This window comes from Microbacterium tumbae, from assembly GCF_054780175.1.
Window position 1 is genome coordinate 1,441,602 of sequence record NZ_BAAGWV010000001.1, and the last position, 23,938, is coordinate 1,465,539.

Annotated in this window: 21 protein-coding genes; 16 read left to right on the forward strand and 5 right to left on the reverse strand. The window is 71.0% G+C overall.

Going from position 1 to position 23,938, the window contains the following annotated elements:
• Positions 1 to 21: 21 nt before the first annotated feature.
• From ACYVGQ_RS06625 to ACYVGQ_RS06665, 9 genes are all read left to right on the forward strand, one after another.
• On the forward strand, positions 22 to 828 hold the full coding sequence (locus tag ACYVGQ_RS06625) for a heme ABC transporter ATP-binding protein (RefSeq protein WP_460783768.1): 807 nt from the start codon (positions 22 to 24) through the stop codon (positions 826 to 828).
• A complete protein-coding gene (locus ACYVGQ_RS06630) occupies positions 825 to 1,787 on the forward strand; it encodes a hypothetical protein (protein ID WP_460783769.1) in 963 nt (320 codons plus the stop codon). The genes ACYVGQ_RS06625 and ACYVGQ_RS06630 overlap by 4 nt, the downstream gene beginning before the upstream one ends.
• Complete coding sequence (locus tag ACYVGQ_RS06635) at positions 1,784 to 4,189, forward strand: HtaA domain-containing protein (protein ID WP_460783770.1); 2,406 nt, start codon at positions 1,784 to 1,786, stop codon at positions 4,187 to 4,189. Before ACYVGQ_RS06630 ends, ACYVGQ_RS06635 begins: the two co-directional genes overlap by 4 nt.
• Positions 4,190 to 4,236: 47 nt before the next feature.
• A complete protein-coding gene (locus ACYVGQ_RS06640; RefSeq protein ID WP_460783771.1) occupies positions 4,237 to 8,781 on the forward strand; it encodes an Ig-like domain repeat protein in 4,545 nt (1,514 codons plus the stop codon).
• Between the two features lie 94 nt (positions 8,782 to 8,875).
• Positions 8,876 to 9,556 (forward strand): biliverdin-producing heme oxygenase, encoded by a 681-nt coding sequence (locus ACYVGQ_RS06645; protein ID WP_460783772.1) that lies wholly within the window; start codon positions 8,876 to 8,878, stop codon positions 9,554 to 9,556.
• Positions 9,553 to 9,945, forward strand: a complete 393-nt coding sequence (locus tag ACYVGQ_RS06650) for a hypothetical protein (protein WP_460783773.1) — start codon at positions 9,553 to 9,555, stop codon at positions 9,943 to 9,945. The genes ACYVGQ_RS06645 and ACYVGQ_RS06650 overlap by 4 nt, the downstream gene beginning before the upstream one ends.
• Entirely contained in the window at positions 9,942 to 11,540 is a 1,599-nt protein-coding gene (locus ACYVGQ_RS06655; protein ID WP_460783774.1) for an Ig-like domain repeat protein, read from the forward strand. The genes ACYVGQ_RS06650 and ACYVGQ_RS06655 overlap by 4 nt, the downstream gene beginning before the upstream one ends.
• Positions 11,537 to 12,370, forward strand: a complete 834-nt coding sequence (locus ACYVGQ_RS06660; RefSeq protein WP_460783775.1) for a lytic transglycosylase domain-containing protein — start codon at positions 11,537 to 11,539, stop codon at positions 12,368 to 12,370. Before ACYVGQ_RS06655 ends, ACYVGQ_RS06660 begins: the two co-directional genes overlap by 4 nt.
• A gap of 89 nt (positions 12,371 to 12,459) precedes the next feature.
• Positions 12,460 to 12,798: a potassium transporter Trk gene (locus tag ACYVGQ_RS06665; RefSeq protein ID WP_460783776.1), complete on the forward strand. Its 339-nt coding sequence runs from the start codon at positions 12,460 to 12,462 to the stop codon at positions 12,796 to 12,798.
• 3 nt (positions 12,799 to 12,801) lie between these two features.
• Here ACYVGQ_RS06665 and ACYVGQ_RS06670 read toward each other — a convergent pair whose 3' ends face one another.
• Both ACYVGQ_RS06670 and ACYVGQ_RS06675 read right to left on the reverse strand, forming a co-directional pair.
• A complete protein-coding gene (locus ACYVGQ_RS06670; RefSeq protein ID WP_460783777.1) occupies positions 12,802 to 14,742 on the reverse strand; it encodes a choice-of-anchor L domain-containing protein in 1,941 nt (646 codons plus the stop codon).
• Between the two features lie 116 nt (positions 14,743 to 14,858).
• Positions 14,859 to 15,464: a zinc-binding alcohol dehydrogenase gene (locus ACYVGQ_RS06675; RefSeq protein ID WP_460783778.1), complete on the reverse strand. Its 606-nt coding sequence runs from the start codon at positions 15,462 to 15,464 to the stop codon at positions 14,859 to 14,861.
• Between the two features lie 140 nt (positions 15,465 to 15,604).
• Between ACYVGQ_RS06675 and purM the strand changes: the two genes are divergently transcribed.
• From purM to ACYVGQ_RS06690, 3 genes are read left to right on the forward strand one after another with little or no spacing between them, the layout of a single operon-like run.
• Positions 15,605 to 16,720 (forward strand): phosphoribosylformylglycinamidine cyclo-ligase, encoded by a 1,116-nt coding sequence (purM, locus tag ACYVGQ_RS06680; protein WP_460783779.1) that lies wholly within the window; start codon positions 15,605 to 15,607, stop codon positions 16,718 to 16,720.
• Between the two features lie 6 nt (positions 16,721 to 16,726).
• Entirely contained in the window at positions 16,727 to 18,199 is a 1,473-nt protein-coding gene (gene purF, locus ACYVGQ_RS06685; protein ID WP_460783780.1) for an amidophosphoribosyltransferase, read from the forward strand.
• Complete coding sequence (locus ACYVGQ_RS06690) at positions 18,196 to 19,515, forward strand: MFS transporter (RefSeq protein WP_460783781.1); 1,320 nt, start codon at positions 18,196 to 18,198, stop codon at positions 19,513 to 19,515. The genes purF and ACYVGQ_RS06690 overlap by 4 nt, the downstream gene beginning before the upstream one ends.
• A gap of 235 nt (positions 19,516 to 19,750) precedes the next feature.
• On the opposite strand, the gene ACYVGQ_RS06695 is transcribed toward ACYVGQ_RS06690, so the two are convergent.
• The gene (locus ACYVGQ_RS06695) at positions 19,751 to 19,942 is read right to left on the reverse strand and encodes a DUF3073 domain-containing protein (protein ID WP_460783782.1); all 192 of its coding nucleotides are present in this window, start codon (positions 19,940 to 19,942) and stop codon (positions 19,751 to 19,753) included.
• Between the two features lie 145 nt (positions 19,943 to 20,087).
• Here ACYVGQ_RS06695 and ACYVGQ_RS06700 point away from each other — a divergent pair, with 145 nt between their 5' ends.
• Positions 20,088 to 20,630: a universal stress protein gene (locus ACYVGQ_RS06700; protein ID WP_460783783.1), complete on the forward strand. Its 543-nt coding sequence runs from the start codon at positions 20,088 to 20,090 to the stop codon at positions 20,628 to 20,630.
• Between the two features lie 60 nt (positions 20,631 to 20,690).
• Here ACYVGQ_RS06700 and ACYVGQ_RS06705 read toward each other — a convergent pair whose 3' ends face one another.
• Both ACYVGQ_RS06705 and ACYVGQ_RS06710 read right to left on the reverse strand, forming a co-directional pair.
• Entirely contained in the window at positions 20,691 to 21,311 is a 621-nt protein-coding gene (locus ACYVGQ_RS06705) for a PadR family transcriptional regulator (RefSeq protein ID WP_460783784.1), read from the reverse strand.
• The gene (locus tag ACYVGQ_RS06710) at positions 21,308 to 22,147 is read right to left on the reverse strand and encodes a DUF4097 family beta strand repeat-containing protein (RefSeq protein ID WP_460783785.1); all 840 of its coding nucleotides are present in this window, start codon (positions 22,145 to 22,147) and stop codon (positions 21,308 to 21,310) included. The genes ACYVGQ_RS06705 and ACYVGQ_RS06710 overlap by 4 nt, the downstream gene beginning before the upstream one ends.
• Before the next feature lie 157 nt (positions 22,148 to 22,304).
• Between ACYVGQ_RS06710 and ACYVGQ_RS06715 the strand changes: the two genes are divergently transcribed.
• From ACYVGQ_RS06715 to ACYVGQ_RS06725, 3 genes are all read left to right on the forward strand, one after another.
• Positions 22,305 to 23,060: a MerR family transcriptional regulator gene (locus tag ACYVGQ_RS06715; protein WP_460783786.1), complete on the forward strand. Its 756-nt coding sequence runs from the start codon at positions 22,305 to 22,307 to the stop codon at positions 23,058 to 23,060.
• Positions 23,061 to 23,161: 101 nt separating this feature from the next.
• Positions 23,162 to 23,530: a fluoride efflux transporter FluC gene (locus ACYVGQ_RS06720; protein WP_460783787.1), complete on the forward strand. Its 369-nt coding sequence runs from the start codon at positions 23,162 to 23,164 to the stop codon at positions 23,528 to 23,530.
• Positions 23,527 to 23,889 carry a fluoride efflux transporter FluC gene (locus tag ACYVGQ_RS06725; RefSeq protein WP_460783788.1) on the forward strand — a complete coding sequence of 121 codons (363 nt, stop codon included), beginning with the start codon at positions 23,527 to 23,529 and terminating at the stop codon, positions 23,887 to 23,889. Before ACYVGQ_RS06720 ends, ACYVGQ_RS06725 begins: the two co-directional genes overlap by 4 nt.
• The last annotated feature ends 49 nt before the right edge of the window (positions 23,890 to 23,938 follow it).

Sequence of the window (23,938 nt, forward strand, 5' to 3'; positions counted from 1 at the left end):
GAACTGCGGCAGGGCGAGATCGTGCTCGAGGCAGAAGCGGTCGGCGTCTCGCTGGGCGGCACCGAGATCGTCTCCGGGGTCTCCTTCGAGGTCCGCGCGGGCGAGGTGCTGGCGATCATCGGACCGAACGGGGCGGGCAAGACCACACTGCTCGGCGCGGTCGCCGGAGACCACCGCTACACGGGATCGATCCGGCTGCGCGGCCGGGAGATCTCGGACTGGTCAGCCAGGGAGCTCGCCGTACGGCGGTCCGTGCTGCGGCAGCAGAACGCGCTGAGCTTCCCCTTCCGCGTCGTCGACGTCGTCAAGATGGGCAGGGCGCCCTGGCGGGACATCACCCCGGTCGAGACCGATGACCGGATCGTCGCCCAGGAGCTCGTGAGAACCGACACCCTCCGCTTCGCCGAGCGCCCCTTCACCTCCCTCTCCGGCGGCGAGCGCGCCCGCGTGGCGCTGGCAAGGGCCATGGCGCAGCGCGCGGGTCTGCTGCTGCTCGACGAGCCGAGCGCCTCGCTCGACGTGAACTATCAGGAGCACGTGCTGGCGCTGGCGCGGATGTACGCGGGACGAGGCAGCGCCGTGGTGGTCGTGCTCCATGATCTGGCGGCCGCGGCGGCGTACTCGGACCGGATCCTCATGATCGACGGCGGCGGGATGCGTGTCTGCGGGACGCCGGCCGAGGTGATGCAGGCGGCGCTGCTGAGCGAGGTGTACCGCCATCCGATCCGCGTGATCGAGGAGGACGACGGTTCGCTCCTCGTGGTGCCGCGACGATTCGCAGACGAGCGCCCCGAACCCGTCGGGGCCCCTGAGGAGGAGAAACGATGACGTCCCTGTCCCCAGCGGCGACCCGACCGGCGCCGACCTGGCGCGTGCGAGCGAGCGCGATGCTGCTCGCCGTCCTGCTCGCGGTGGCTGCGCTGATCGCATCGTCCAGCAGCCCGGCCTTCGCGGCGTCCCGCGTCGACGTGGACGTCACGCCGAGCGCCGACGGCTCGACGACGGTGACGCTCTCCGGGTCGGGGTTCCAGTACCTGCCCAATGCGCCGGGTGGTGTGTACGTCTTCTTCGGGACGGTCACGGATCCTACGACCAACGCGTGGGCTCCCAGCCAGGGAGGGAAGTCCGGGACGACCTTCAGCTACGCGGCCACGGATGGCTCGCAGCTCCTGGTCGCCTTCGCCGGAGGGTCGTCCGCGGAGGCGGCGAACGCGACGATCGGCGCGGACGGCAGCTGGACCGCGCGGATGACGATCCCGGGGAGCAGCTTCGCCTCGACCTTCGGGGACCCGCATTCGGGCAACGCCCAGGCCGGCGGCGAAGTCGACTGCCTCGAGGTGATGTGCGGCATCATCACGATCGGCGCGCACGGGAACTGGAACGCCAACAACGAGTCCTTCACGCCGGTGAGCTTCGTGACCGCCGACGGCGAGGTGCGCGGCGGCACGGAGCGTCCGAGCTTCACCGACGAGGCCACCGTGGTGGACATCCCGGCGGCGGAGGAGTCGCCGGCCGCTCAGGAGTCGCCGGCCGCGACCGCCCCTGCGCAGGACGACGCCGCGGACGCCGTGCCGGCGACGCAGGCTCCCGTCGCCGAGGACGGTCAGGGGATGACGCCGGTCGTCCTCGGCGTCCTGGGCTTCGCCGTCGCGGCGCTGCTCGCGGCGGTCGTGGTGTTCTTCGTGCGGCGGGCGGGCGAGCGCAGGAGGCCGGCTCCGGCCGCGACCGGCGAGGGCTCGGGAGCCGCGACGCCGGGACAAGACGGACAGACGGAAGGACAGTCATGAGAACGGTCGGATCGCCCTTCGCCGGGCGCGTGCTCCGCGCAGGCGCGGTCTTCGGCGCCCTGGTGCTGGGAGCATCCTCGCTGCCCGCAGCGGCCGCCGCGCAGACGACGGAGCCGGACGACGTCCTGGAGGTGACCGGAGGATCGCTCACCTGGGGCGTCCGGCACTCCATCCGCAACTACCTGGAGAATTTCGGCCACACCGAGGGATGGGTCGCCGCCGCGGACGGCGCGACCTACGCCAAGGGCGACGCGGGTGCGGTCTTCCCCGCCGTCGGAGGAGAGGTGGATCTCGCAGCGGGCACGGCCTCGTTGAGCTTCGACGGATCGCTCGAGATGTTCGGCTTCGGAGAGGACTGGCTGTACTTCGACGACGTCCGCATCGAGATCGCCGACGGCGAGGCGGCGGTCGTCGTCGACCTCATCGAGAGCTACAACGTCAAGGAGCCGGTCGACGACTTCACGCTCGCCGTCTACACACTCGACGAGGACTCGCTCGCGCTCGACACGCAGGGCCGTCTCGTCCTCACGACCGCAGAGGGCGTGTTCAGCGAGGAGGCGTGGGCCTCGCATCTTCCGCAGTACGGCGGGCCCACCTACGCGCCGCCGAACGACTACACCGATCCGCTGTCGCTCTCGATCGACCTGGCCGCTCCCGGGGCGGAGAGCCCCGGCGGCGGCGATGACGACGGTGAGGACGGCGACGGCGGTGCGGGCACCGGGCCGTACGGGGTGAGCACCGGCAGCCCGCTGAGCGGGACGACCGCGTACATCCGCGTCACCCCCGGCTACGCGCTCGACGCCGACGGCGAGACGACGGTCACCATCGAGGGCTTCCACTTCGATCCAGGGCCGGCCGGGCAGCCGGGCACCGGATCCGGCGGCATCTACGTCGGTCTCGGGACCATGAAGAACCCGGGCAGCGAGGCGTGGCGCCGCAGCAAGGGCGGGACCAGCGGGCCGGTCGGTGCAGCCGACTACACCTACGGCCTGCCCCTGTTCGTGGGGAATCAGAACTCCGCGGACGCCGACGTCGCCGACGGCGTGATGGATGCCTCCGGTCACTGGTCGGCGGAGCTGACGATCCCCGGCAAGGACATCGACAGCTTCTTCGGAGACGGCATCGACTGCGTGGAGCTCTCCTGCGGCATCTTCAGCTTCGGCGCGCACGGCGTGGTCAAGGCGGCGAACGAGGCCTTCACCCCGGTCTACTTCGCCGGGCAGGACGACAGCACATGGCCGGATCGCGACGACGACGATCCGACGACGGTCCCTCCGGTGACCCCCGAGCGGCCGGACCGCGCTCCCGACACCCTCCCCACGGAAGCGGGTCTGACGGCGGCGAACCGCGGCGACGTGCAGGTGCTCTCGCTCTCCGGGCGCACCGCGACGGTCTTCGTCGGCGCCCCGGCCGTCGACGCCTACGTCGGGGTCTCGGTGTACTCGGATCCCCAGTTCGTCGACTGGTACCTCGTCCCTGCGAGCGGCCGGATCGAGGTGGTGCTTCCCGCGGCTCTCCCCGCAGGCGCCCACAAGCTCTCCGTGATCACCGCGGAGGAGGAGCTCATCGGCTGGGCGCCGTTCGAGCTCGCGGAGGATTCGGACGGTGAAGACCCGGACGGGGAGGACCCCGTGAAGGGGGAGCCCTATGGCACGAGCACGGGCACGAACCCGTACACGGGTGCGACCCTGACCGTGACGCCGGCGTGGTCGCTGTCCGATTCGGAGCAGCGGGTCGACCTCAAGGGCACCGGCTACGCGACGAGCTCGGCCGGCAGCACCGAGGGCGGGGCATACGTGCTCTTCGGATGGATCGACCCGGCGGCCGGCGACGACTGGGGACCCGGTGCGCACCCGGACAAGGGGTCGACGGGGCAGAGCGGCGTCACGTACACCTACGCGAAGGACGCGGCGACCGCCGGGACCTACCAGACGATGGTCAACTACCCCGGGAACGTCACGGGGCCGGGGCTGCCCTTCATCCAGGCCGACGGCTCCTGGGAGATCACGGGCTTCCCGATCCAGTCCTCGCGCTTCGAGAGCACGCACGGGACGCAGATCGACTGCTACGTCCAGCAGTGCGGGATCATCACGATCGGAGCGCACGGCAAGGCCAACGCCGGTGTCGAGGTCTTCACCCCGCTGTACTTCACCGACGAACGGCCGCCGAACACGGAGCCGCCCTCCGACGGAGACACCGGCCTCGTCGACAACCCGAACCTCGCCGGCGGGAGCCCCGGCCTGTCCGCGGCGACCGGCTGGGATGCTCCGGCCGTCTCCGCCGAGGGACGGACGCTCATCGTCGCGGGCGTCCTCCTGTTCAGTCTCGGCGTCTTCGGCGCCGCTGTGGTGCACGTCCGCGCTCGGCGCGGCGGAGCCCGCCCTGTTCGTCCCGTCGCATGACGGGCTCTCCCCGAGCGTCCTGGCGCTCACGACCTCAAGAGGAAGAAATGACAGACAACCCGATGACAAGACGCGGCAGACGCCGCGGGCTGCGCTCCGCCGCGGCTCTCGGCGTCGCCGCCGCGGTCGGCCTGAGCGGATTGGTCGCCACGCCGGCCTTCGCCGCCCCCGGTGGTTCGAGCACCGGGACGGGCGTGAACCACGCCACCCTCACACCCACCCTCACCGTCACCCCCGGTCAGGACCTCAACGCCGACGGCGACACCACCCTGACGCTCAGCGGCGACGGCTACGCCACCACGAACGACTTCGGTGCGAACTTCGGCGGCGCCTATCTGCTGTTCGGCGTCGTGTCGCCGAAGGACTCGGCGGACGCGGGAAGCTGGGCGCCCAGCAAGAGCGGCATCAGCGGAGTCAACTACGACTACGCAGCCGGCGCCGGCGTCTACCAGTCCCTGATCAACTACCCGGGCAACGACACCGAGCCGGGGCTGGGCTACATGGACGCCGACGGGGACTGGGAGACGACGCTCACGATCCCCGGCGCCCGGTTCACCTCGCAGGCCGGCAACGAGATCGACTGCCTCGACGGCGAGACCGTCTGCGGCGTCATCACCATCGGCGCGCACGGTCAGCGCAGCTCCGGCGTCGAGGTCTTCACGCCGGTGACCTTCGCGGAGGAGAGCGGGGAGACCGTCGCGCCTTCCTTCACCACCCAGCCCGCGGACATCACGGTCGCCGAAGGCGAGGACGCCACCTTCTCCGTCTCGCTCACGGGTGACCCGGAGCCGACGATCCAGTGGCAGACGAGGATCGCGGGCGGCGAATGGGACGACGTCGAGGACGCCACCTCGACCGAGCTGACCCTCGAAGCCGTCACGATCGCAGACGACGGACGTGAGTTCCGGGCCCTCGCCAGCAATGAGGCGGCTCAGGACGTCGCCTCCGACGTCGCGGCTCTGACGGTCGAGGCATCGACGCCCGAGCACCCCGACGGCGCCGCGGTCGGCACCCCGCTCGAGGGCAACACCTCCTACATCGTGGTGACGCCCGGCGAGGACGTCGACGGCACCGACGCCGTGTCCTTCACGCTGAACGGCTACGGGTTCGACCCCGGCCCCGTCGTGGAGCCGGGCACCGGCACCGGCGGCATCTACGTGGGCTTCGGCACCAAGAAGGACACCGACAGCTCCGAGACCTGGCGGCGCAGCAAGGGCGGCTCCAGCGGGCCCGTCGGCCAGGGCGACTACACCTACGGCTCGCCGGTCTTCGTGGCGAACCAGGGCACCGGCGACGCCGATGTGGCAGACGGCGTGATGAACGCCGACGGCGAATGGACGGCGACGCTGACCATTCCCGGCAGCAGCCTGCCGAGCTTCTTCGGCGACACGATCGACTGCACCCAGTACGAGTGCGGCGTCTTCAGCTTCGGCGCCCACGGCGTCGTCAAGGCCGCGAACGAGGCCTACACGGCCGTCTCCTTCGCCGAGCAGGCCGTCCCCGCGACGCCGACGACGACGACCCTCGCGGCACAGCCGAGCACGGGCACGCCCGTCCTCGTCGGTGACGAGGTGACGCTGTCCGCCACGGTCGCACCCGCGGACGCCGCAGGCTCCGTGGAGTTCTTCCGCGGTGAGACGAGCCTCGGCGAGGCGACGGTCGCGGAGGGCGCAGCCTCGGTGACCACGAGCGACGCCGTCGGCGGCGCCCAGCAGCTGACGGCGGTCTTCACCCCGGAGGACGACGCGCTGTTCGAGGCGTCGACCTCGGCGGAGCGCACGTATCGCTTCGTCGACCTGGAGCCGATCGTCGGCGCGATCGAGGTCGGCACCGCCGCCTCGGAGATCGCGGATGCGACGCTGAACTGGACGATCGCGAACTTCGTGAGCTTCGGATCCGCCCCCGCGAAGTCGGCGCTCTCCGGCGATGTCGTGCTCTCCGAGCTCCCCGAGGGAGCGACCGCGGCCGACAGGGCCGCTCAGGAGCTCGTGTTCTCGAACGGAACCGGGGTCACGGATGCGGACGGCGACTCGGTCGTGTCGTTCGAGGGCGAGGCGCAGCTGACCAGCGGGTCGGCGAACCGATGGACCTTCGCCGACCCCGAGGTCCGTACCGCGGCCGACGGCTCCGGGTACATCACCGCAGAGGTGACGACCGAGTTCCTCGGAGCGTCGCTCGGGATGACGGACGAGGTCCAGGGCCCGGTGCGCGTCGTGGTCTCCACCTTCACGGGTGCCGAGTCCTCGACCGAGGAGGGGACGACCTCCCTCGAGGCCACGCCCGTCTTCGAGGGGCAGTTCGCCGCGGGAAGCTGGTCCGGCTCGTACACGGGAGGCACCTTCGCCAACGAGACCCTGGTGCTCGTGAGCGCCAACGTCCGCTCGTTCTTCCTGCAGTCCGGCTCCAGCGCCGACTCCACGAAGGCGGGGCTGCCGATCGGGCTGTCCTACTCGAGCGCCGAGATCGCCGCTCCGTCGCTGACCGTCGAACCCCGCACGGGGCTCGATCGCGCCGGCGCCGTCGTGTCCGTGACCGGTGAGAGCTTCGAGGCGACGGCGAAGCCGACCTATCCGGGTGCACCGGATGCTCCGGCCGGCTCCTACGTGTCGCTGGGCTGGATCTCGAACGACGGCTGGCGACCCTCCGAAGGTGCGGCATCCGCCACACGCGTCGCCGTGACCACGAAGTGGGTGCAGCAGACGAACGCGACCGAGGGCCAGTACGTCCGGTGGTCGATCGGATCGAACGGACGCGCCTCGTTCGCGTTCGACTTCGACGGGATCAGCTATGCGGACGTCCTCGCCAAGAAGCCGGCAACGGGCGACTACCGCCTGGCGGTGTACTCGGTCGGGGCGAGCGGCGTCGTGCAGGCGGCGAACGAGCTCGCCTACGACGTGGAGTTCGCGCCGGCCGCGGCCACGAGCCTCTCGCTCTCCCCGCAGCAGTTCTCCGACTTCCCGACCGACTTCGCAGGGGAGGACGTGACCGTCTCGGCCACCGTCTCCCCGGCGGTCGACGGCCTGGTCGAGTTCTTCGCGGATGGGGAGAGCCTCGGGTCCGCCGAGGTCGAGGACGGCGCGGCGACGCTCGTGACCGACGCCTTCACGGGTGGCGCGCACGCGGTGACCGCGACGTTCGTCCCGGAGGATGCGGTGCTGTACGAGGGTTCGTCCTCGGCGGCGCAGACCTTCCGCATCGTCGACCTCGCTCGCGCGGTCGACGACATCCAGGTCGGCACGGCCGTCGAGCAGATCACCGGCGCCGAGCTGGAATGGACGATCGCGAACTACTGGAGCCCGGCGGGCTACGTGTTCGCCAAGGAGGCGGTCTCCGGAGACGTGACGGTCCCCGGCGACGCCGGCTCCTCGGAGGCGAACTCGAACCGCGCGTTCACGTTCACCGACGGCACGGGCCACCGTGACGCCGACGGCAACACGGTGATCGACTTCACCGCCGTCGCACGCGTGTCCTCCGGCACCGCGAGCCAGTGGAACTTCGCCGACCCTCAACTGCTCATCGCCCCGAACGGCGACGGCTACATCACGGCCGAGTTCAGCGGGTACTTCCGGATCGAGGGCCTCGCCGAGCACGACTACGCGCCCCAGCGGGTGACGATCGCGACCTTCACGGGCGCGGACGCCGCCACCGCGGACGGCACGACGTCGTTCACGGTCGCTCCCACCTGGGAGGGCCAGACGGCCGCAGGCACCTGGGCCGGCGAGTACACGGGCTCGTTCCCGAACGAGTTCTCCTCGCTGCTGTACTCCGGCATCCGGTCGTTCTTCTACCAGTCCGGGGCCTCGGCGGATGCCAACAAGCCCGTCAAGCCGATCGCGGTCTCCTACGTCGCCGGCAGCGCGCCGGCGGTCGCGGAGCAGCCCTCGGACGCCGCGGTGACCGCAGGAGAGGACGCCTCGTTCGAGGCGGCGTTCTCCGGAAGCCCGGCCCCGACCGTGCAGTGGCAGACGCTGCAGGACGGGGAATGGGCCGACCTCGACGGCGCCACGGATGAGACGCTCGTGCTCACGGAGGTTCCGGTCTCCGCGCACGGCACGCAGTTCCGGGCGATCGCGACCAACGCCTTCGGCGAGGTCACGACCGGCGTCGCCACTCTGGACGTCGCCCCCGTGCAGCCGGCCGAGGAGCCCTCGGCTCCGACGATCGGAGACGAGGACGAGGGCGGCTTCGAGGTCATCTCGATCGAGGGCCGCACGGTCACCGTGAGGGTGCCCGCGGAGTACGAGAACACCTGGCTGGGCGTGCACCTGCACTCCGACCCCGTGTTCCTCGGCTGGACGCTCGTGCGCGACGGCGAGCTGACCGTCACGGTCCCCGCCGACGCATACGGCGAGCACCGGCTGTCGTTCGTCTCGGCGGACGGCGATCTGCTCGGCTGGGCGGCTATCACCCTGCCTGCGGCTCCGGTCGACGGCGGCGATGACGACGCGGACGGCTCCGGCGCGGGCGGCGGCGACCTCGCCGTCACGGGCGGCGGCCTGCCCCTGATGGCCGGAGGAGTGGCACTGCTGCTCCTGATGGCCGGGGCGACCCTGCTGCTGGTGCGCGCGCGCCGGCGGACGGCCGCCGAGTAGGAAAGGTGCGCCGGTGCGGCGGGCGGTCCAGGGGCTCGACCCCGCCGCCCGCCGCACCGGCGCGCAGCACGACCCATCGTCTGGAGGACGAATCATGACCACCACCCCGACCACGGAGAGCGGTCCGCTCTCCCAGCGCCTTCGAACGGTCTCCTTCGAAGGGCACAGCGGCGACGACTCCGCGCCGTCGCGCTATTACGAGGCCTACACGCGCGGCGGCCTCAGTCGCGAGGGCGTCGCAGCCCAGGCCGTCCAGCACTACTTCATGTACCGATCCCTCGAAGCGGCGGCGGAGCGGCTGCACGAACGGCTCGGCGACGGCTTCGCCTTCTGGCTCCCCGAACTGCACCGGCTGCCGTCACTGCGCGCCGATCTGCGTCATTGGCTGGGCGCGGATGCGGAGGAGCACGTCGAGATCTCTCCTCGGCTGCGTCCGTACATCGACCGCCTCGACGAGGTGGCGGGCTCGTCCCTCCTGCACTACGTCGCGCATCAGTACACGCGCTACCTGGCCGACCTGTCCGGCGGACAGCAGATCGGCGAGATGCACCGCCGCGCCTACGGCCTCGACCGGGGCGAGGGCGCGACCTTCTACGAGTTCGCCGCGATCGACGACCCTGGTGCCTTCAAGGCGCGGTACCGGGCGCTGCTCGACGCGGCGTCCTTCAGCGAGGAGGAGATCCTGCAGATCGAGGAGGAGGTGCGTCTCGCCTATCGGCTGAACAACGAGGCGTACGCCGACCTCGAGGAGCGCTTCGAGGGGTACCGGGCATGAGGGGAAGGCTCCTCACCGCCGCGGCGGTGGTCGTGCTGGCCGCGACCGGATCGCTCACGGCCTGTGCCCCCGGCCCCGAGGCGCCGTCGGAGACGCCCGTGGCCGCGGGTGAGGCGCAGGAGGCCGGCGTTCCCCTCGCCGAGCTGGAGACCGCCGAGATCGAGCTCGCCCCCGGCGACGAGCTCCGGGTGATCGTCGACACCCCCGGCGTCTCCTGGACCGCGGAGAGCACCGATGCGGCCGTGCTCGGGATCGATGATCCCGGCACGGGCGAGGAGGCCAGGGTCGTCACGGTCACCGCCCTGGCGGCGGGAACCGCCTCCCTCGTCTTCACCGGCGCGGGCGAGGACCGCTTCGAGGTCGATCGCGCGCTGACGGTGTCCGAGTGAGCGGGCGTCGCGTCCGAGCGAGCGTGCGGGGTGCGGCGCTCGTCGTCGCCCTCGCGCTCGCCGCTTCGGCGCTCCCGGCCGCGTCGGCGGTCGCGTCGACGATCGAGGCGGAACCGGCGGACGCGATCGAGACGCGGGTCCAGGTGTCCTATCCGGTGCTGGGCGACGTCACGATCTACCTCCTCGGCGAGCCGGCTCCCGTCTCGGCGACGGTGACGCCCGCGGGCGCGACGGGGACGGTCGATTTCTTCGACGGCGACGTGCCGCTGGGGTCCGCGCCCGTCGACGCCGCCGGACGCGCGGCCATCGAGACCGAAGCGTGGGGCGGTCCGGGCGAGCGGTCCGTGACCGCGCGCTTCCTGCCCGATTCCGAAGCGCATCGGGCCTCGGAATCCGCGGCCATGACCTACCGGATCGTTGACACGGCGCGCATGGTCCCCGAGGCGGCCGTCGGGGATGCGAGCGCCGAGATCGTCGACGCGAGCCTGGACTGGACGATCGCGAACATCTGGTTCAGCAACTTCTCGGTCGGCTTCGAGCGCGAGGTCCTCTCCGGCGACGTCACCCTGCCGGCATCCTCTCCGGGAGGCACCCTGGAGGAGCTCCGCGCGTACTACAGCAGACCCTTCACCTTCCACGGCGGGTCGGGGACGAGGGATGCCGGGGGCGACGCGCTGCTGGCGTTCCGGGGCTCCGTGCAGCTGACCAGCGGCTCGGCGAACCGGTGGGTCTTCACCGATCCCGAGGTGCTCCTCGGCGCGGACGGGAGCGGGTACGTCACCGCGGAGTTCTCCGGGTACTACCGGCTCGGCTCCCTCGATCAGAGCTACGGCCCGGTGCGGGTCGCGATCGCCACGTTCTCGGATGCCGTCGCCGACCGGGGCGAGGACGGAGACGTCGCGGTGCGGGCGCCATTGAACTGGGAGGGGCAGGCGAACGGTCAGGGAACCTGGGCCCCCGGATTCGACGCCTCGTTCCCGAACGAGTTCGTCGCGCTGCTGAACCCGGGCATCAATCTCTTCTTCGCCGCGAGCGGGGTGGCGACGGACTCCTCGAAGGCCCCGCTGCCGCTCGCGATCTCTTATCGCGAGGAGCAGATCCCGGCGCCGCCGACGATCCTCTCCCCGCCGCAGGACACCGTGGTCGGCGAGGGCGGGGACGCGCGCTTCCGCGTCCGGCTCGATGCGGCGTCCGGCTACGTCGTGCGATGGCAGGAGCGCATCGACGGCGCATGGGCCGATCTGCCGGGGACGTCGGGGGAGAGCCTGCTGCTGTCCGGGGTCCTGGCGTCGCAGAGCGGCACGTCCTACCGGGCCGTCATCGAGGGGGACGGGTTCCGGCTCTTCTCCGAGCCGGCCGTCCTGACCGTCATCCCGGTAGACGACGACGCAGCCGGCGGGGACGACGAGGCGGCGGGCGAAGACGGTGCGGACGCCGGTGGCGACGGCGCGGATGCCGGTGGCGCAGGGCCGGAGGCGCCTCGCGGCTCCGCCCTCGCGGCGACCGGGGTCGACCCCACGGGTGCTGTCATCGCCGGCGGCTTCGCGCTCGTCGCCGGCCTCGTCCTGATGGTGCTGCGCAGGCGGGTGCGGTGAGGCGTGCGGCATCGGCGGACTCCGCTCCCGCGGAGGAACCGCTGCTGCCGTCGCTCCCGTCGCCTGCGCGCAGGGCGCTCGCCGGCCTCGCGACACTGGCCGGAGTCGGAGGCTTCCTGGCGATCGCCGCCGGTGGGCTGCTCCTGCTCACGGGCGATGTGGAGCCTCCGGCGGCCGAGCCGAGTGCGTCCGCGAGCCCTGCGCCCGCAGTGCCGGCGCCCGCCGAGCCGATGTCCGGCGCAGAGGCCGCAGCGGCGCCTCTCCCCGCCTCGACGCTCGCCGATCCGCGCTGGATCGAACGGGTGTCGGACGCCTCCGGCATCCCGGAGCGGGCGCTCGCCGCCTACGCGGGCGCGGCGATCGCCGTCTCCGACGACTACCCCTGGTGCGGCCTGGGCTGGAACACGCTCGCAGCCATCGGCCTGGTGGAGTCCGATCACGGGACGGCGGGCGGCGCATCGCTCGGCGACGACGGCGTGAGCGCGCCGGCGATCGTCGGGATCGCCCTGGACGGCGTCGGCACCGTGAGAGTGCTCGACACCGACGGGGGAGCGCTCGACGGGGACCCGGTCTGGGACAGGGCGGTCGGACCCCTGCAGTTCATCCCCGGCACCTGGGCGGCCTACGGCCGCGACGGCGACGGCGACGGCGTGGCCGATCCGAACCAGATCGACGATGCGGCGCTCTCCGCCGCGCACTACCTCTGCGACGCGGGCGGCGACCTCACGGTCGCGGCGAACTGGATCGCGGCCGTCGCGGACTACAACCCCAGCGTGGACTACAACCACCGCGTGGCCGAGGCCGCCGACGTCTACGCCGCCTACGGGTAGGTCCTGACTCCGACCGCGCCCGCCCGGGCGCCCCGGGGCTCGCGCTCTCCCGAGAGGGGCCGGCACGCGAAGAGTGGGACAATGGAGGCATGACCGCCCCCGAAGCCCGCCGCACCGTCGAGGCGACCGTCCGTCGCGTCCCCCGCTTCGGCGTGTTCATGGGCGCAGGTGTCGTCCTGGGGATCATCGCGGCCGGCATCATCACCCTCACCGGCAGCTACGCGGAGTCCGAGGCGCTCGGCGTCGTCTACCCGCCAGGCCAGGTCTTCGGGTTCGCGCTGCTCTGGACGGTTCCGATCGGCCTCGCCCTCGGCGGCGTCGTCGCCCTGGTGCTCGAGCGCGTCGCGCGCCGTCATGACCGCGTGGTCCGCGTCGACCACGAGAGGGTGGCAGCCGACGTCGCCGAAGCCGAGGGCGACGTCGGCTGACCCTCAGGCCCGCGTCCTCCGCCGGCGGAGGACGGCGCCAAGCACGATCAGGAGACCTGCTCCGAGGAGCAGGGACCAGGGGGCGTCGGCCCCGGTGTACGGCAGCTCGCCCGTCTCGTCGGGCGCCTCCGGCGCGGTGACGGCTGCGGCGACGACGGCGAAGTCGTCCGAAGCCGCCTCGACGTCGTCCAGGATCGCGACCACCCGGTGAGCGCCGATGTCGGCAGACGCCGGCACGGAGAGGGTCGTGGTGAAGGTCCCGTCGTCGTCCGTGACGACGCTTCCCAGCGGCAGGGGTGTCGAGTGCAGCTCCAGGACGACCTCCGCCGACGGGGGGAAGCCCTCCCCGGTGACGGTGAACTCGTCCCCGCGATGCCCGCTGGCGGGGGAGACGGCGAGCTGCGGACGGGGCACGTCGATGCGGACGGATGCCGGCTCCGAGGTGAACCGTCCGTCGGACACCGTGAAGGCGAAGGAGTCCTCCCCGACGAATCCGGCATCCGGGGCGTAGCGCAGGTCGGGGGCGGTCCCGGTGAGCGTGCCGTGCGCGGGCTCCGTCGTGACCGTGAAGGCGAGCGCCGCATCCTCGGGATCGTGACCGCTGAGCAGGATCGCTCCCTGGCCGCCGAAGGGCACGCTCACCGACTGGTCGTCGGCCGTGGGCGCCTCATTCGGCTCGACCGTCACCGTCACCGTCCCCTCGGTGCTGAACCGGCCGTCGTCCACGCGGTACGCGAACGCGTCGATCCCGGTGAATCCGGCATCCGGGGTGTACACGAGGTCGGGGGCGGTGCCGCTGAGCGATCCGGAAGCGGGGTCGTCGACGTCATAGGTCACCTCGTCGTCCTCCGGATCCGCTCCGAGCAGCTCCAGCGGCGTCGCGATGTCGACCTCCGTCGTCGCGACCACGTCGCCCGCGGTGGGCGGGAGGTTCTGCGCCACCTCGATCGAGACCGTGGCCGGGTCCGAGACCAGGCCGTTGCTGGATGCGGTGTACTGGAAGGAGTCGCTTCCGTGGAAGCCGGGGTCGGGCATGTACCCGGCCGTCGCGCCCGTGATGCTCACGCTCCCGTGCGCGGGCTGTGCGGCGATGTCGTAGGTGATCGGGTCGTCGTCCTCATCGGATCCCTGCAGCGTGATCTCCACGGGGAGGTCGTTCTCGGTGCTGGCGGAGAGGTCGGCGGCGGTGGGCGCCGCGTCGACGCGCACCGACTGCGCCTGGATGAGCACCCAGGAGTCGTAGATCGAGTCTCCGATGTCGGCGATGGAGAGACGGAGACGGTTCGTCTCGTCCGGGGTCACCGTCGCTGTGCAGGTGAGGGGCGTGGTATAGCCGTCCATCTCGGTGACCTGAGACCCGTCGCCCGAGACGTAGTACTGCGCGTTGGCGTTCGCGTTGATCGTGTCGATCGACACGGGGGTGCTCGTGCCGGGGACCACCGCGCACGCCGTCTCGTTCACGCGGAGGTCGAAGGCGTCGTTCACGCCGAAGTCCACCCACTCCGGGTACTCCTCGGAGCCGAAGACGTAGGTGAAGGTGAGCAGGCTGGAGTCGGGCACGAAGTCGAACTCCAGGATCGCGGCGTCGTGGGAGTCCGGCCAGAGGGTCAGGTCACCCGGCGTGCCTTGTTCCGTAGAGGTGTTGGGGAGAGTGTTCGGTCCCACGATCGCGGCCGCCGAGCCGCTGGAGAGGATGAGCCCGCTCGTGATGCCCAGGGCGGCATCGAAGCCGCCGAAGACGCCCGCCGCGCTCGGGGCGCCGGTGAACGAGACGTCGCTCACCGTGCCGATACCGGTTCCGATGATGGTCTCGGCGAGCTCCTCCGCGGAGAGGTTCGTCGTGACGAGCGGGGCCGCGGCGGCGGGGAGGGCGGCGGCGAGGCTTCCGCCGATCAGCGCGACGGTCAGGGCGGCACCGGCGAGCGCGCGGGCGTGGCGAGGCATGCGTGTCCTGTTCTGATGCGGCCTTCGGGTGGGGGGAGGAGGGAAGCATGCGGCCGCATCCGGGGGAAGTCTTTCAGATGCCGGCCTGCCGGCGCCAGGATGAGTTTCGGCGGAGGTCAGGCGAGTTCGGCGATCACCGGGCGGATCGCGGCGTCGAAGGCGACCACGTCGCGGCGCAGCCCGTCGGTGACGGCGACGGAGAGATCGCCGATCCACCAGATACCGCGCTGCGAGAACGGCAGGACCTGCACGTTCAGCTCGAAGGAGTGCGCCCGCCGTCCGACCTCGCGCTCGAACTCCGCGATCGCGGAGGCGTAGGCGCGATAGGCGCCCCCGCCGCTCGTGCTGCGCATGGACTCGGAATAGCGGCGGTGCTCCGCTCTGGCGTACCGCAGGGCGTCCTCCGCGAGCGGGGCGATCGCCTCCCGCAGTTCCTCGGCGCCGGCCTGGGGCAGCGCGACGAGCGTGTCGAAGCCGTCCACCAGCTCGAGGGGCACTGCGGCGCGATGCGCGCGGGGCTCGACCGTCATGTCCCAGTAGTCCCGCCACTGCTCCTCCAGCGCGGGAGTCGCGTCCGCGGCATCCGGAGCCCTGACCCCGAGGTCGCGCAGCGAGGGCAGATCGTCCGGCGCCCGCACCCCGAGCGCCTGGCGCAGCGTCAGGGCGAGGAGCACCGGGATGCTCGCATCCTCGCGGATGAGCCACTGCGGCTTGTCGGACATAGCCCCATCGTAGGTGGCGCCTCGATCGGTGCGGGATGGGAAATGTCCCTCCACGGTCCCGTAGGGGTACGTTTCCCATCCCGCACCGCGCGGCCGGGCAGCGGGCGGAGCGGGGGATCGCGGGGCGGTAGTCTTGACGAGTGGCTGCCTCCTCCACCAATCCCTATACCGAAGCCGGCGTCGACACGGCTGCCGGCGATCTCGCCGTCGAGCTGATGAAGTCGTCCGTGCGCGCGACGCACGGCCCGGAGGTGCTCGGCGGCGTCGGCGGCTTCGCCGGCCTCTTCGACGCGCGCGCCCTGCTGTCGTACCGGCGGCCGCTGCTGGCGACCAGCACCGACGGCGTCGGCACGAAGGTCGCCATCGCGCAGGCGATCGACAAGCACGACACGATCGGCCAGGACCTCGTCGGGATGGTCGTCGACGACATTGTCGTGGTGGGGGCGAGGCCGCTCTTCATGACCGACTACATCGCCTGCGGCAAGGTCTTCCCCGAGCGGATCGCCGACATCGTCCGCGGCATCGCCGACGGCGCCAAGGCCACCGGAACGGCTCTCGTCGGCGGCGAGACCGCCGAGCACCCCGGCCTCCTCGGCCCGCGCGACTACGACGTCGCGGGAGCGGCCACGGGAATCGTCGAGGCGGATGCCGTGCTCGGGGCGGAGCGGGTGAGCGACGGCGACGTCGTCCTGGCCCTCGGATCCAGCGGACTGCACTCCAACGGCTACTCGCTCGTGCGGCACATCGTCGCGGGCGCAGGCATCGGATACGGCGACAACGCGGCCGACCTCGGAACCACCTGGGGAGAGGCGCTGCTGGAGCCCACGCGGCTCTACACGCTCCCGCTGCTGCGTCTGATCACGGCGCTCGGCGGCGGCGTGCACGCGCTCAGCCATGTCACCGGCGGCGGCATCGCGGCGAATCTCGCCAGAGTGCTGCCGAAGGGCAGCTGGGCGGAGGTCGACCGCTCGACCTGGTCGCCGAGTCCCGTCTTCCGCGTGCTCAGCGACATCGCGGGGTCGACGCTGGAATCGGCCGAGGGGACCTGGAACCTCGGGATCGGCTTCCTCGCCATCGTCGATGCGTCCAAGAAGGATGCCGCGGTCACCGCTCTCTCCGAAGAGGGCATCCCCGCCTGGCAGGTCGCGACCGTGTCCGTCGCGTCGAGGCCGGCAGGAGAGTTCGAACAGGGCGCCAAGGGCGTCGACGGCGGAGCGGTGCGCCTGGTCGGCGCCTATGCGGACGGAGCGAAGTAACACCCCATGTGCGGCATCGTAGGAATCGTCGGGAACGCCCCGGTCAACCAGGACATCTACGACGCGCTGCTGCTCCTGCAGCACCGGGGTCAGGACGCCACGGGCATCGCCACGGCCGAGTCGAACGGCGTCATGCACATGGCCAAGGCGCAGGGCATGGTGCGTGAGGCCTTCCGCACCCGCGACATGCGATCCCTCCTCGGCAACGTCGGCCTCGGCCACGTCCGCTACGCCACGAAGGGCACGGCGTCCAGCGAGGAGGAGGCCCAGCCGTTCTACGTGAACGCGCCCTACGGCATCATCCTCATCCACAACGGCAACCTCACGAACACGCGCGAGCTCACCGCCGACATGGCGCACCGCTACCGTCGGCACCTCAACTCGTCCAGCGACACCGAGCTGCTGCTGAACGTCCTGGCCGGCGAGCTGCAGGAGACCACGTCGCCGGTCGACCTCGACCCCGACCGCATCTTCGAGGCCGTCAGCCGCACCCATGAGCGCATCGAGGGCGCCTACGCCGTGATCGCCGTCCTCGCGGGCTACGGCCTGCTCGCGTTCCGCGATCCCTTCGGCATCCGCCCGCTCATCCTCGGGCGCCGCCCATCGACGGTCGAAGGCCGTGAAGGCCGTGACGAGTGGGTCGTCGCGAGCGAGTCGCTCGTGCTCGAGAACGGCGACTACGAGATCGTCCGCGACGTCGAGCCCGGTGAGGCGGTCTTCATCACCAGCGAGGGCGAGTTCTTCTCGCGTCAGTGCGCACCGGCCAGCCGCCTCGCGCCGTGCGCCTTCGAGTACGTGTACCTCGCCCGCCCCGACTCGGTCATGAACGGCATCTCCGTCTACGAGTCCCGCCTGCGCATGGGCGACCGGCTCGCGGACACGATCGCCAAGCACGTCCCGCTCGAGAAGATCGACGTCGTCATGCCGATCCCGGACTCCTCGCGCCCCGCGGCCATGGAGGTCGCCCGCAAGCTCGGCATCGAGTACCGCGAGGGCTTCTACAAGAACCGCTACGTGGGCCGCACCTTCATCATGCCGGGGCAGGCGGTGCGCAAGAAGAGCGTGCGGCAGAAGCTCAACGCCATGTCGACGGAGTTCCAGGGCAAGAACGTCCTGCTCATCGACGACTCGATCGTCCGCGGCACGACCAGCCAGCAGATCATCCAGATGGCTCGGGATGCCGGGGCGCTGTCGGTCACCTTCGCCTCCGCGGCTCCGCCGATCCGCAACCCGCACGTCTACGGCATCAACATGCCTTCGCGTCACGAGCTGGTCGCCTACGGGCGCACCATCCCGGAGGTCGCAGAGGTGCTCGGCTGCGACCACCTCGTCTATCAGGAGGTCGAGGACCTCAAGGCGGCGATCATCGAGGGCTCGGCGCTGACAGATCTCGACCTCAGCCCCTTCGACGGGACCTACGTCACCGGGACGGTCACGGACGAATACCTGGCCTGGGTGGAGAGCACGCAGTCCTCTTGACCGGCGTATCCGTCCCCTCCCCGTCCAGACCGCTCTGGCGCGGCCGTGTCCTCGCCGTCCTCGGCATCCTGCTGTGCGCGTTCTCGCTGCGGTCCGCCGTCGCCTCGCTGTCGCCGCTCATCGACCACATCACCGCCGACTTCCCCCTGTCCTCCACCGCCGTGGGGCTGATCGGAACCGCGCCGCCGGTGTGCTTCGCGATCTTCGGGCTCACGGCCCCGCTGCTCGAGCGCCGGCTCGGGCTCGAACGGGTGATGGTCATCGCGCTCATCGCGATCGCCGCGGGGCTCGTGCTGCGCGGCCTCTCCGTGAACGCGGTGACGCTGCTGCTGACCACGGCGCTGATCTTCGCAGGCGTCGGGATGGGCAACATCCTCGTCCCGCCGCTCGTGAAGAAGTACTTCCCCGATCGGCTCGGCCTGATGATGACGCTCTACACGACCGTCATGTCGCTGTCGACGTTCGTCCCGCCGCTGATCGCGGTGCCCGTGGCGGATGCCGTCGGCTGGCCGCTCTCGCTCGGGATGTGGGGTGTGTTCGCCATCGCCGGCGTGATCCCGTGGATCGTCATGCTCATCGGGGACAGGACGCGGGCGGTCTCCTCCGCACCGCCGTCCCGGCCCATCCAGGGACGCGACGACGACGCCCTCGATCCCCTGACCCTCGCCACGGGTCCCGTGCAGATCGCCCCCGCCGGCGCACGCGTCTTCGCCCGGCTCGTCCGGCTGCCGCTCGCCTGGTCGATCGCCGTCGTGTTCGGCACCTCGTCGATCATGGCCTACGTCTCGTTCGCCTGGCTCCCGTCGATCGTCATCGATCTCGCCGGCGTCGACGCCACGACGGCGGGGCTCCTGCTCTCGCTGTTCGCCTTCATGGGACTGCCGGCGTCCCTGATCGTCCCCGTGCTCGTGGTGCGCCTCCAGGCGACCAGGGCGCTGTTCCTGGTCTCCGTGGCCGCCGGTCTCATCGGGGTCGCCGGGCTGCTGTTCCTCGCGAACCCGGTGACCGTGTGGATCTGGGTCGCCCTGTTCGGCATCCTCCCCGTGCTGTTCCCCCTGGCGCTCGTGCTCATCAGCATCCGGGCGCGGACGCCCGAGAGCGCGGTCGGCCTGAGCAGCTTCGTGCAGAGCATCGGCTACCTCGCCGCCGCCGCGTTCCCCTTCCTCGTCGGCGTCCTGCACGACGGCACGGACGCCTGGACGGCTCCGCTGATCGCGCTGGGCGCCGTGATGGTCCTGTCGATCCCGTTCGGTCTGATCGCCGCGCGCCGCCGCACGGTCGAGGACGAGTGGGAGCTGCGGCACGGCCGCTGGTGAGCTCAGGCCGCCGAGACCTCATCACCGACCCTGAAGGCGAGCGTCCTGTCTCCCGCCACATCCCCGGTCCGGCTGGATCAGCAGCTCCTCCCGGCGCTCGGGCGTGAAGCCCGTGACGGGGTGACGGCGGGCGACGACGCGGGGCCGGCCCCCATCCTCTCAGCCGTGCATCGTCCAGGCGCGTGGAAGACCCCGCCGCCGGGGCAGCGGGGTCTTCCACGCGTGAACTCGGGCCTCAGGCCTTTTCGAGTTCGTCCTCGTCTTCATCCGCGTACTCGTCGGCCCACTTGTCGACGTAGGCGTCCTCATCGGAGTCGCTCGGATGCCCCAGCTCGCGCTCGAGCGCGGAGTAGTTCACCGACGGACTGTACGCCTTGAGTTCGCGGGCGATCTTTGTGTGCTTCGCCTTCTGACGGCCACGGCCCATGCGCGAGACCCCCTCACGATCTAAGCTGCGGGCTCCTGGCCCGCGCATTCACGACACCGGCTAGCGGCCGGTAAGAGTAGCATTCAGGATAGCACGAGGGCCAGAGTGACTGGCCTTCCGGGGCCCGACGAAGGGAATGATCCTCATGTCAGACACCGCATCCGATGGGGCTGAGGAAGCCGTCCAGAACAGCGAGCTGCAGAAGGCCGTCATCGTCGGCATGCAGCCCGATCAGTCCCCGCGAGTGCTGCAGGAGGCGATCCGGTATGCGACGCTTCTGAGCGCTCCTCTCGTGGTCGCGCACGTCGATGTCACGCGCTTCGTCACCTACGAGGACCCGGATGGCTATGTGCACTCGGCGCCCATCGACATGAACGTGGACGCGGGCACCGCGGAGTTCGAGACGGTCCAGGCCGCCGCGGGTGCGGCGCTCGAGGGCTCCGGTCTCACCTGGACCGCGCGTCAGCTGGTGGGCGACCCCGCTCTCGCGATCAAGCAGCTGGCCGGCAAGCTCGACGCCCAGCTGATCGTGGTCGGCACGCGCAAGCGGGGCATCGGCGAGTCGATCCGGGAGTTCTTCACGGGATCCGTCGCCGCCCGCCTCGCGCACCGCCAGCACCGCTCGGTGCTCGTCGTCCCCCTCGAGGACCCGGTTCCGGACGACCAGCCCGAGATCTGGGTCGAGTAGTCGCTCCGTCCTGTCCGATCGTCGCTGCGCAGGCCCCGCGGCGATCGGCGAGTGAGGAGCTCAGCCCGCGAGAGCGCGGGTCACGGCTTTCGCGGCGGTGTCCAGCGCATCCTCGAGCTCGCTGACGACGGATGCCGGAAGCGAGCCCCCGCGAGCGACGTGGGTGCGCAGATCGGTGCGGACCCGCGCGCGGAAGGCGTTGATCGCGGCGTCAGCGCGGTGCACCTCCTCGCGACTCGCCGTCCGGTCGTCGCGCGGAGCCGCGGACGCAGGACGGGACTTCGCCTGCGCGCGCTCGTCGTTCGCGGCGGCGGCGAGATCCGCCCGGAGGCTCTTCATCGCCTCCTGCACGCTCTGGCGCACCTCGTTGGCGATGAGCCGCACCGAGTCGGCGAGACCGGACTCGATCCCGGCGAGATCCCCCTCCCTGGCCGCGAGCTCCGCGCGTCCGGCATCCGTGATCGCGTAGATCGTGGTGCGGCCGTCGGCCGTCTTGGTGACCAGGCCCTCCTCCTCGAGCTTCGCGAGACGCGGATAGATCGTGCCCGCGCTCGGGGTGTAGGTGCCGCCGGTGCGGTCGGTCAGCGCCTGGATGATGCCGTAGCCGTGCTGCGGGGCCTCCGAGAGGAGCGACAGCAGATACAGGCGAAGGTCGCCGTGCGAGAAGACCGCGGGAGTCATGCTTCCCACTCCTCGTCGTCCGCGACGGTGCGCACCGGCTGGCGCAGCACCGTGATGTCGCCGGACACCGAGTTGACCCTGACGTCCACGAAGCTGCCGGCGAGCTCGCCCGCGGACCCGGCGTACGACGTCGGTCCGGACGAGCCGCGATCGACGCCGTCGACCTGCACGCGTCCGCTCATCGAGCGCATCACGTAGTTCGCCGGCAGGGTCTCCTCGAGGCGGATCGTGCTCTTGCCCGAGACGGTGTTCAGGGTGATGGTGTTCGCGTTCCCCGTGACGTCGACCCAGACGGCGCCCGACACGGTGTCGATGGTCGTCTTGCGCAGGGAGCCGGTCGCGGCGACGTCGCCGGAGACGCTGTTCGCGGTGAGGGAGCCGGTCAGCTGCCGGATCTGGACGTCGCCGGAGACGGCGTTCACGGACAGGTCGCCGGTGTGCGTGTCGACGATGATGTCGCCGGACACGGTGTTCAGCTTCGCGTCGTTGCCGAGGCCGGACACGAGCGCGCCGGCGCTCACGACGCCGAGAGTGAGCGCGATGCCGCGGGGGACGGCCACGCTGATCTCGGCCTTGGGGCCGCCGACGCCGAAGTTGCGGAACACCTCGAGGAAGTTGTCCCAGCCCAGCTGCGGGTGGTCGATCTCGACCTCGGTCCCGTCGGATTCGATGCGCAGGTCCTTCACCGTCACGCCGTGCACCTCGATGCGGATGCCCGGCTCGTCGTGCGCGATGACGTCCACCTGCCCGCCCACCAGGCCGACCTTGAGCCGGGATGCCTGGGCGATGTCGATGACGCGTTCCTCGCCGGGGGCGATGAGCCACTTCTCGGTCATGTTCTTCTCCTGGTCTGGCGATATCGAGATATATCGCGATAGAGGAAGCGTAACACGATATATCTCGAGTTTGTCAAGGCGTCTCGGATCCATCGGCTTGACATTGACGTTACGTCAACTTCTACGCTGAGGACATCACCGAGGGAAGGAGGGTGCCATGGACTGGTCGATCCAAGAGATCGCACGGCTCACCGGGACGACGAGCAGAACGCTGCGGCACTACGACGACATCGGGCTGCTCGCCCCGAGCCGCGTCGCGCGCAACGGATACCGGCATTACGACGAGCAGGCGCTCGTGCGTCTGCAGCGCATCCTGCTGCTGCGCGAGCTCGGACTCGGGCTGCCGCAGATCGCAGAGGTGCTGACGCGGCAGCGCGCCGAGGTCTCCGCCCTCGAGACCCACCTCGAGCTGCTGCGCGAGGAACGGGCCAGGCTGACGCGGCAGATCGCGTCTGTCTCATCCACCATCGACGCCTTGAGAGGAGGTGAAGGACTCATGGCAGAGAACATGTTCGACGGCTTCGACCACACCCGCTACAAGGAGGAGGTGGAGGAGCGCTGGGGCGAGAAGGCCTACGCCGACAGCGACCGCTGGTGGCGTTCGATGACGGACGCCGAGCGGGCCGATTGGCAGCGTCTCGTGTCCGAGCTCGGGCGCGACTGGATCGCCGCCGCTGAGAGCGGGGCCGATCCGGCATCCGAGACGGCCCAGGCCATCGCGAAGCGCCACGTCGAGTGGCTTACGGGCGTTCCCGGCACGCCGGCCGCCCGGCCGGGCGGCGATGTGCGCGGCTACGTGATCGGACTCGGCGAGATGTACGTCGCGGACCCGCGCTTCGGCGCGAACTACGCGACCTCGGCCGGCGCCGAGTTCGTGCGGGACGCGCTCCGCATCTACGCGGAGGGGCGGTAGCGGAGTCGGTTCGAATCGCGCGCTTGGTTGCATTCTGGGTCGAGATGCAACCAAGCGCGCGATTCGAGCGGGTGCGCAAAGCCCCAGCTAGGGTGAGAAACGTGATACCTCGCCGCCTGCTCCTCGTCGCCCTGGGCGGCATGCTGGGCACGGCGGCGAGGCTCGGCCTGACGCTGACGATCCCCGACGTCGGCGGTGTCCCCGCCGCGATCATCGTCGTGAACGTCGTCGGCGCTCTGCTCATCGGGGTCCTCGCCGCCCGCCTGCCCGCGTCGAGCGACCGCCGCGTCTTCCTCGGCACCGGGATCCTCGGCGGGTTCACCACCTACAGCGCCTTCGCCGTCGGCTCGGTCGAGCTGTGGGCCGCGACGCCCCTGCTCGCCGTCCTCTACGCCTTCCTCAGCCTCGTGCTCGGGTTCGCCGCCGCCTTCGCCGGCATGCGGCTCGCCGCACCCAGGAAGCGCGCATGAGCCCGCTGATCTTCCTGCTCGCGTCCGTGGCCGGCGGGGTGGGCGCCGCGCTGCGCCATCTCGTCGACGTCGGCGTCACCGCGCTGCTGGGCAGGCGGTTCCCCTGGGGCATCCTGATCGTCAACGTCACGGGCTCCTTCGCGCTGGGCATCGTGACGGCCGCCCTCCCGGACGCCGCCTTCATCGTCGGCGCAGGCCTCCTCGGCGGCTACACGACGTTCAGCACCGCCATGCTCGACAGCCTCGCGCTGTGGAAGGACGGCGAGCGGCCGGCATCCCTCGTGCATCTGCTCGGGACGTTCGGATGCTCGGCGCTCGCCGCGCTCCTCGGACTCGCCCTCGGCAGCGTCATCCGATGAACCCGCTCACAGGTTCCTGTATGCCGGCCGTGGAATACTGACCGCGCAC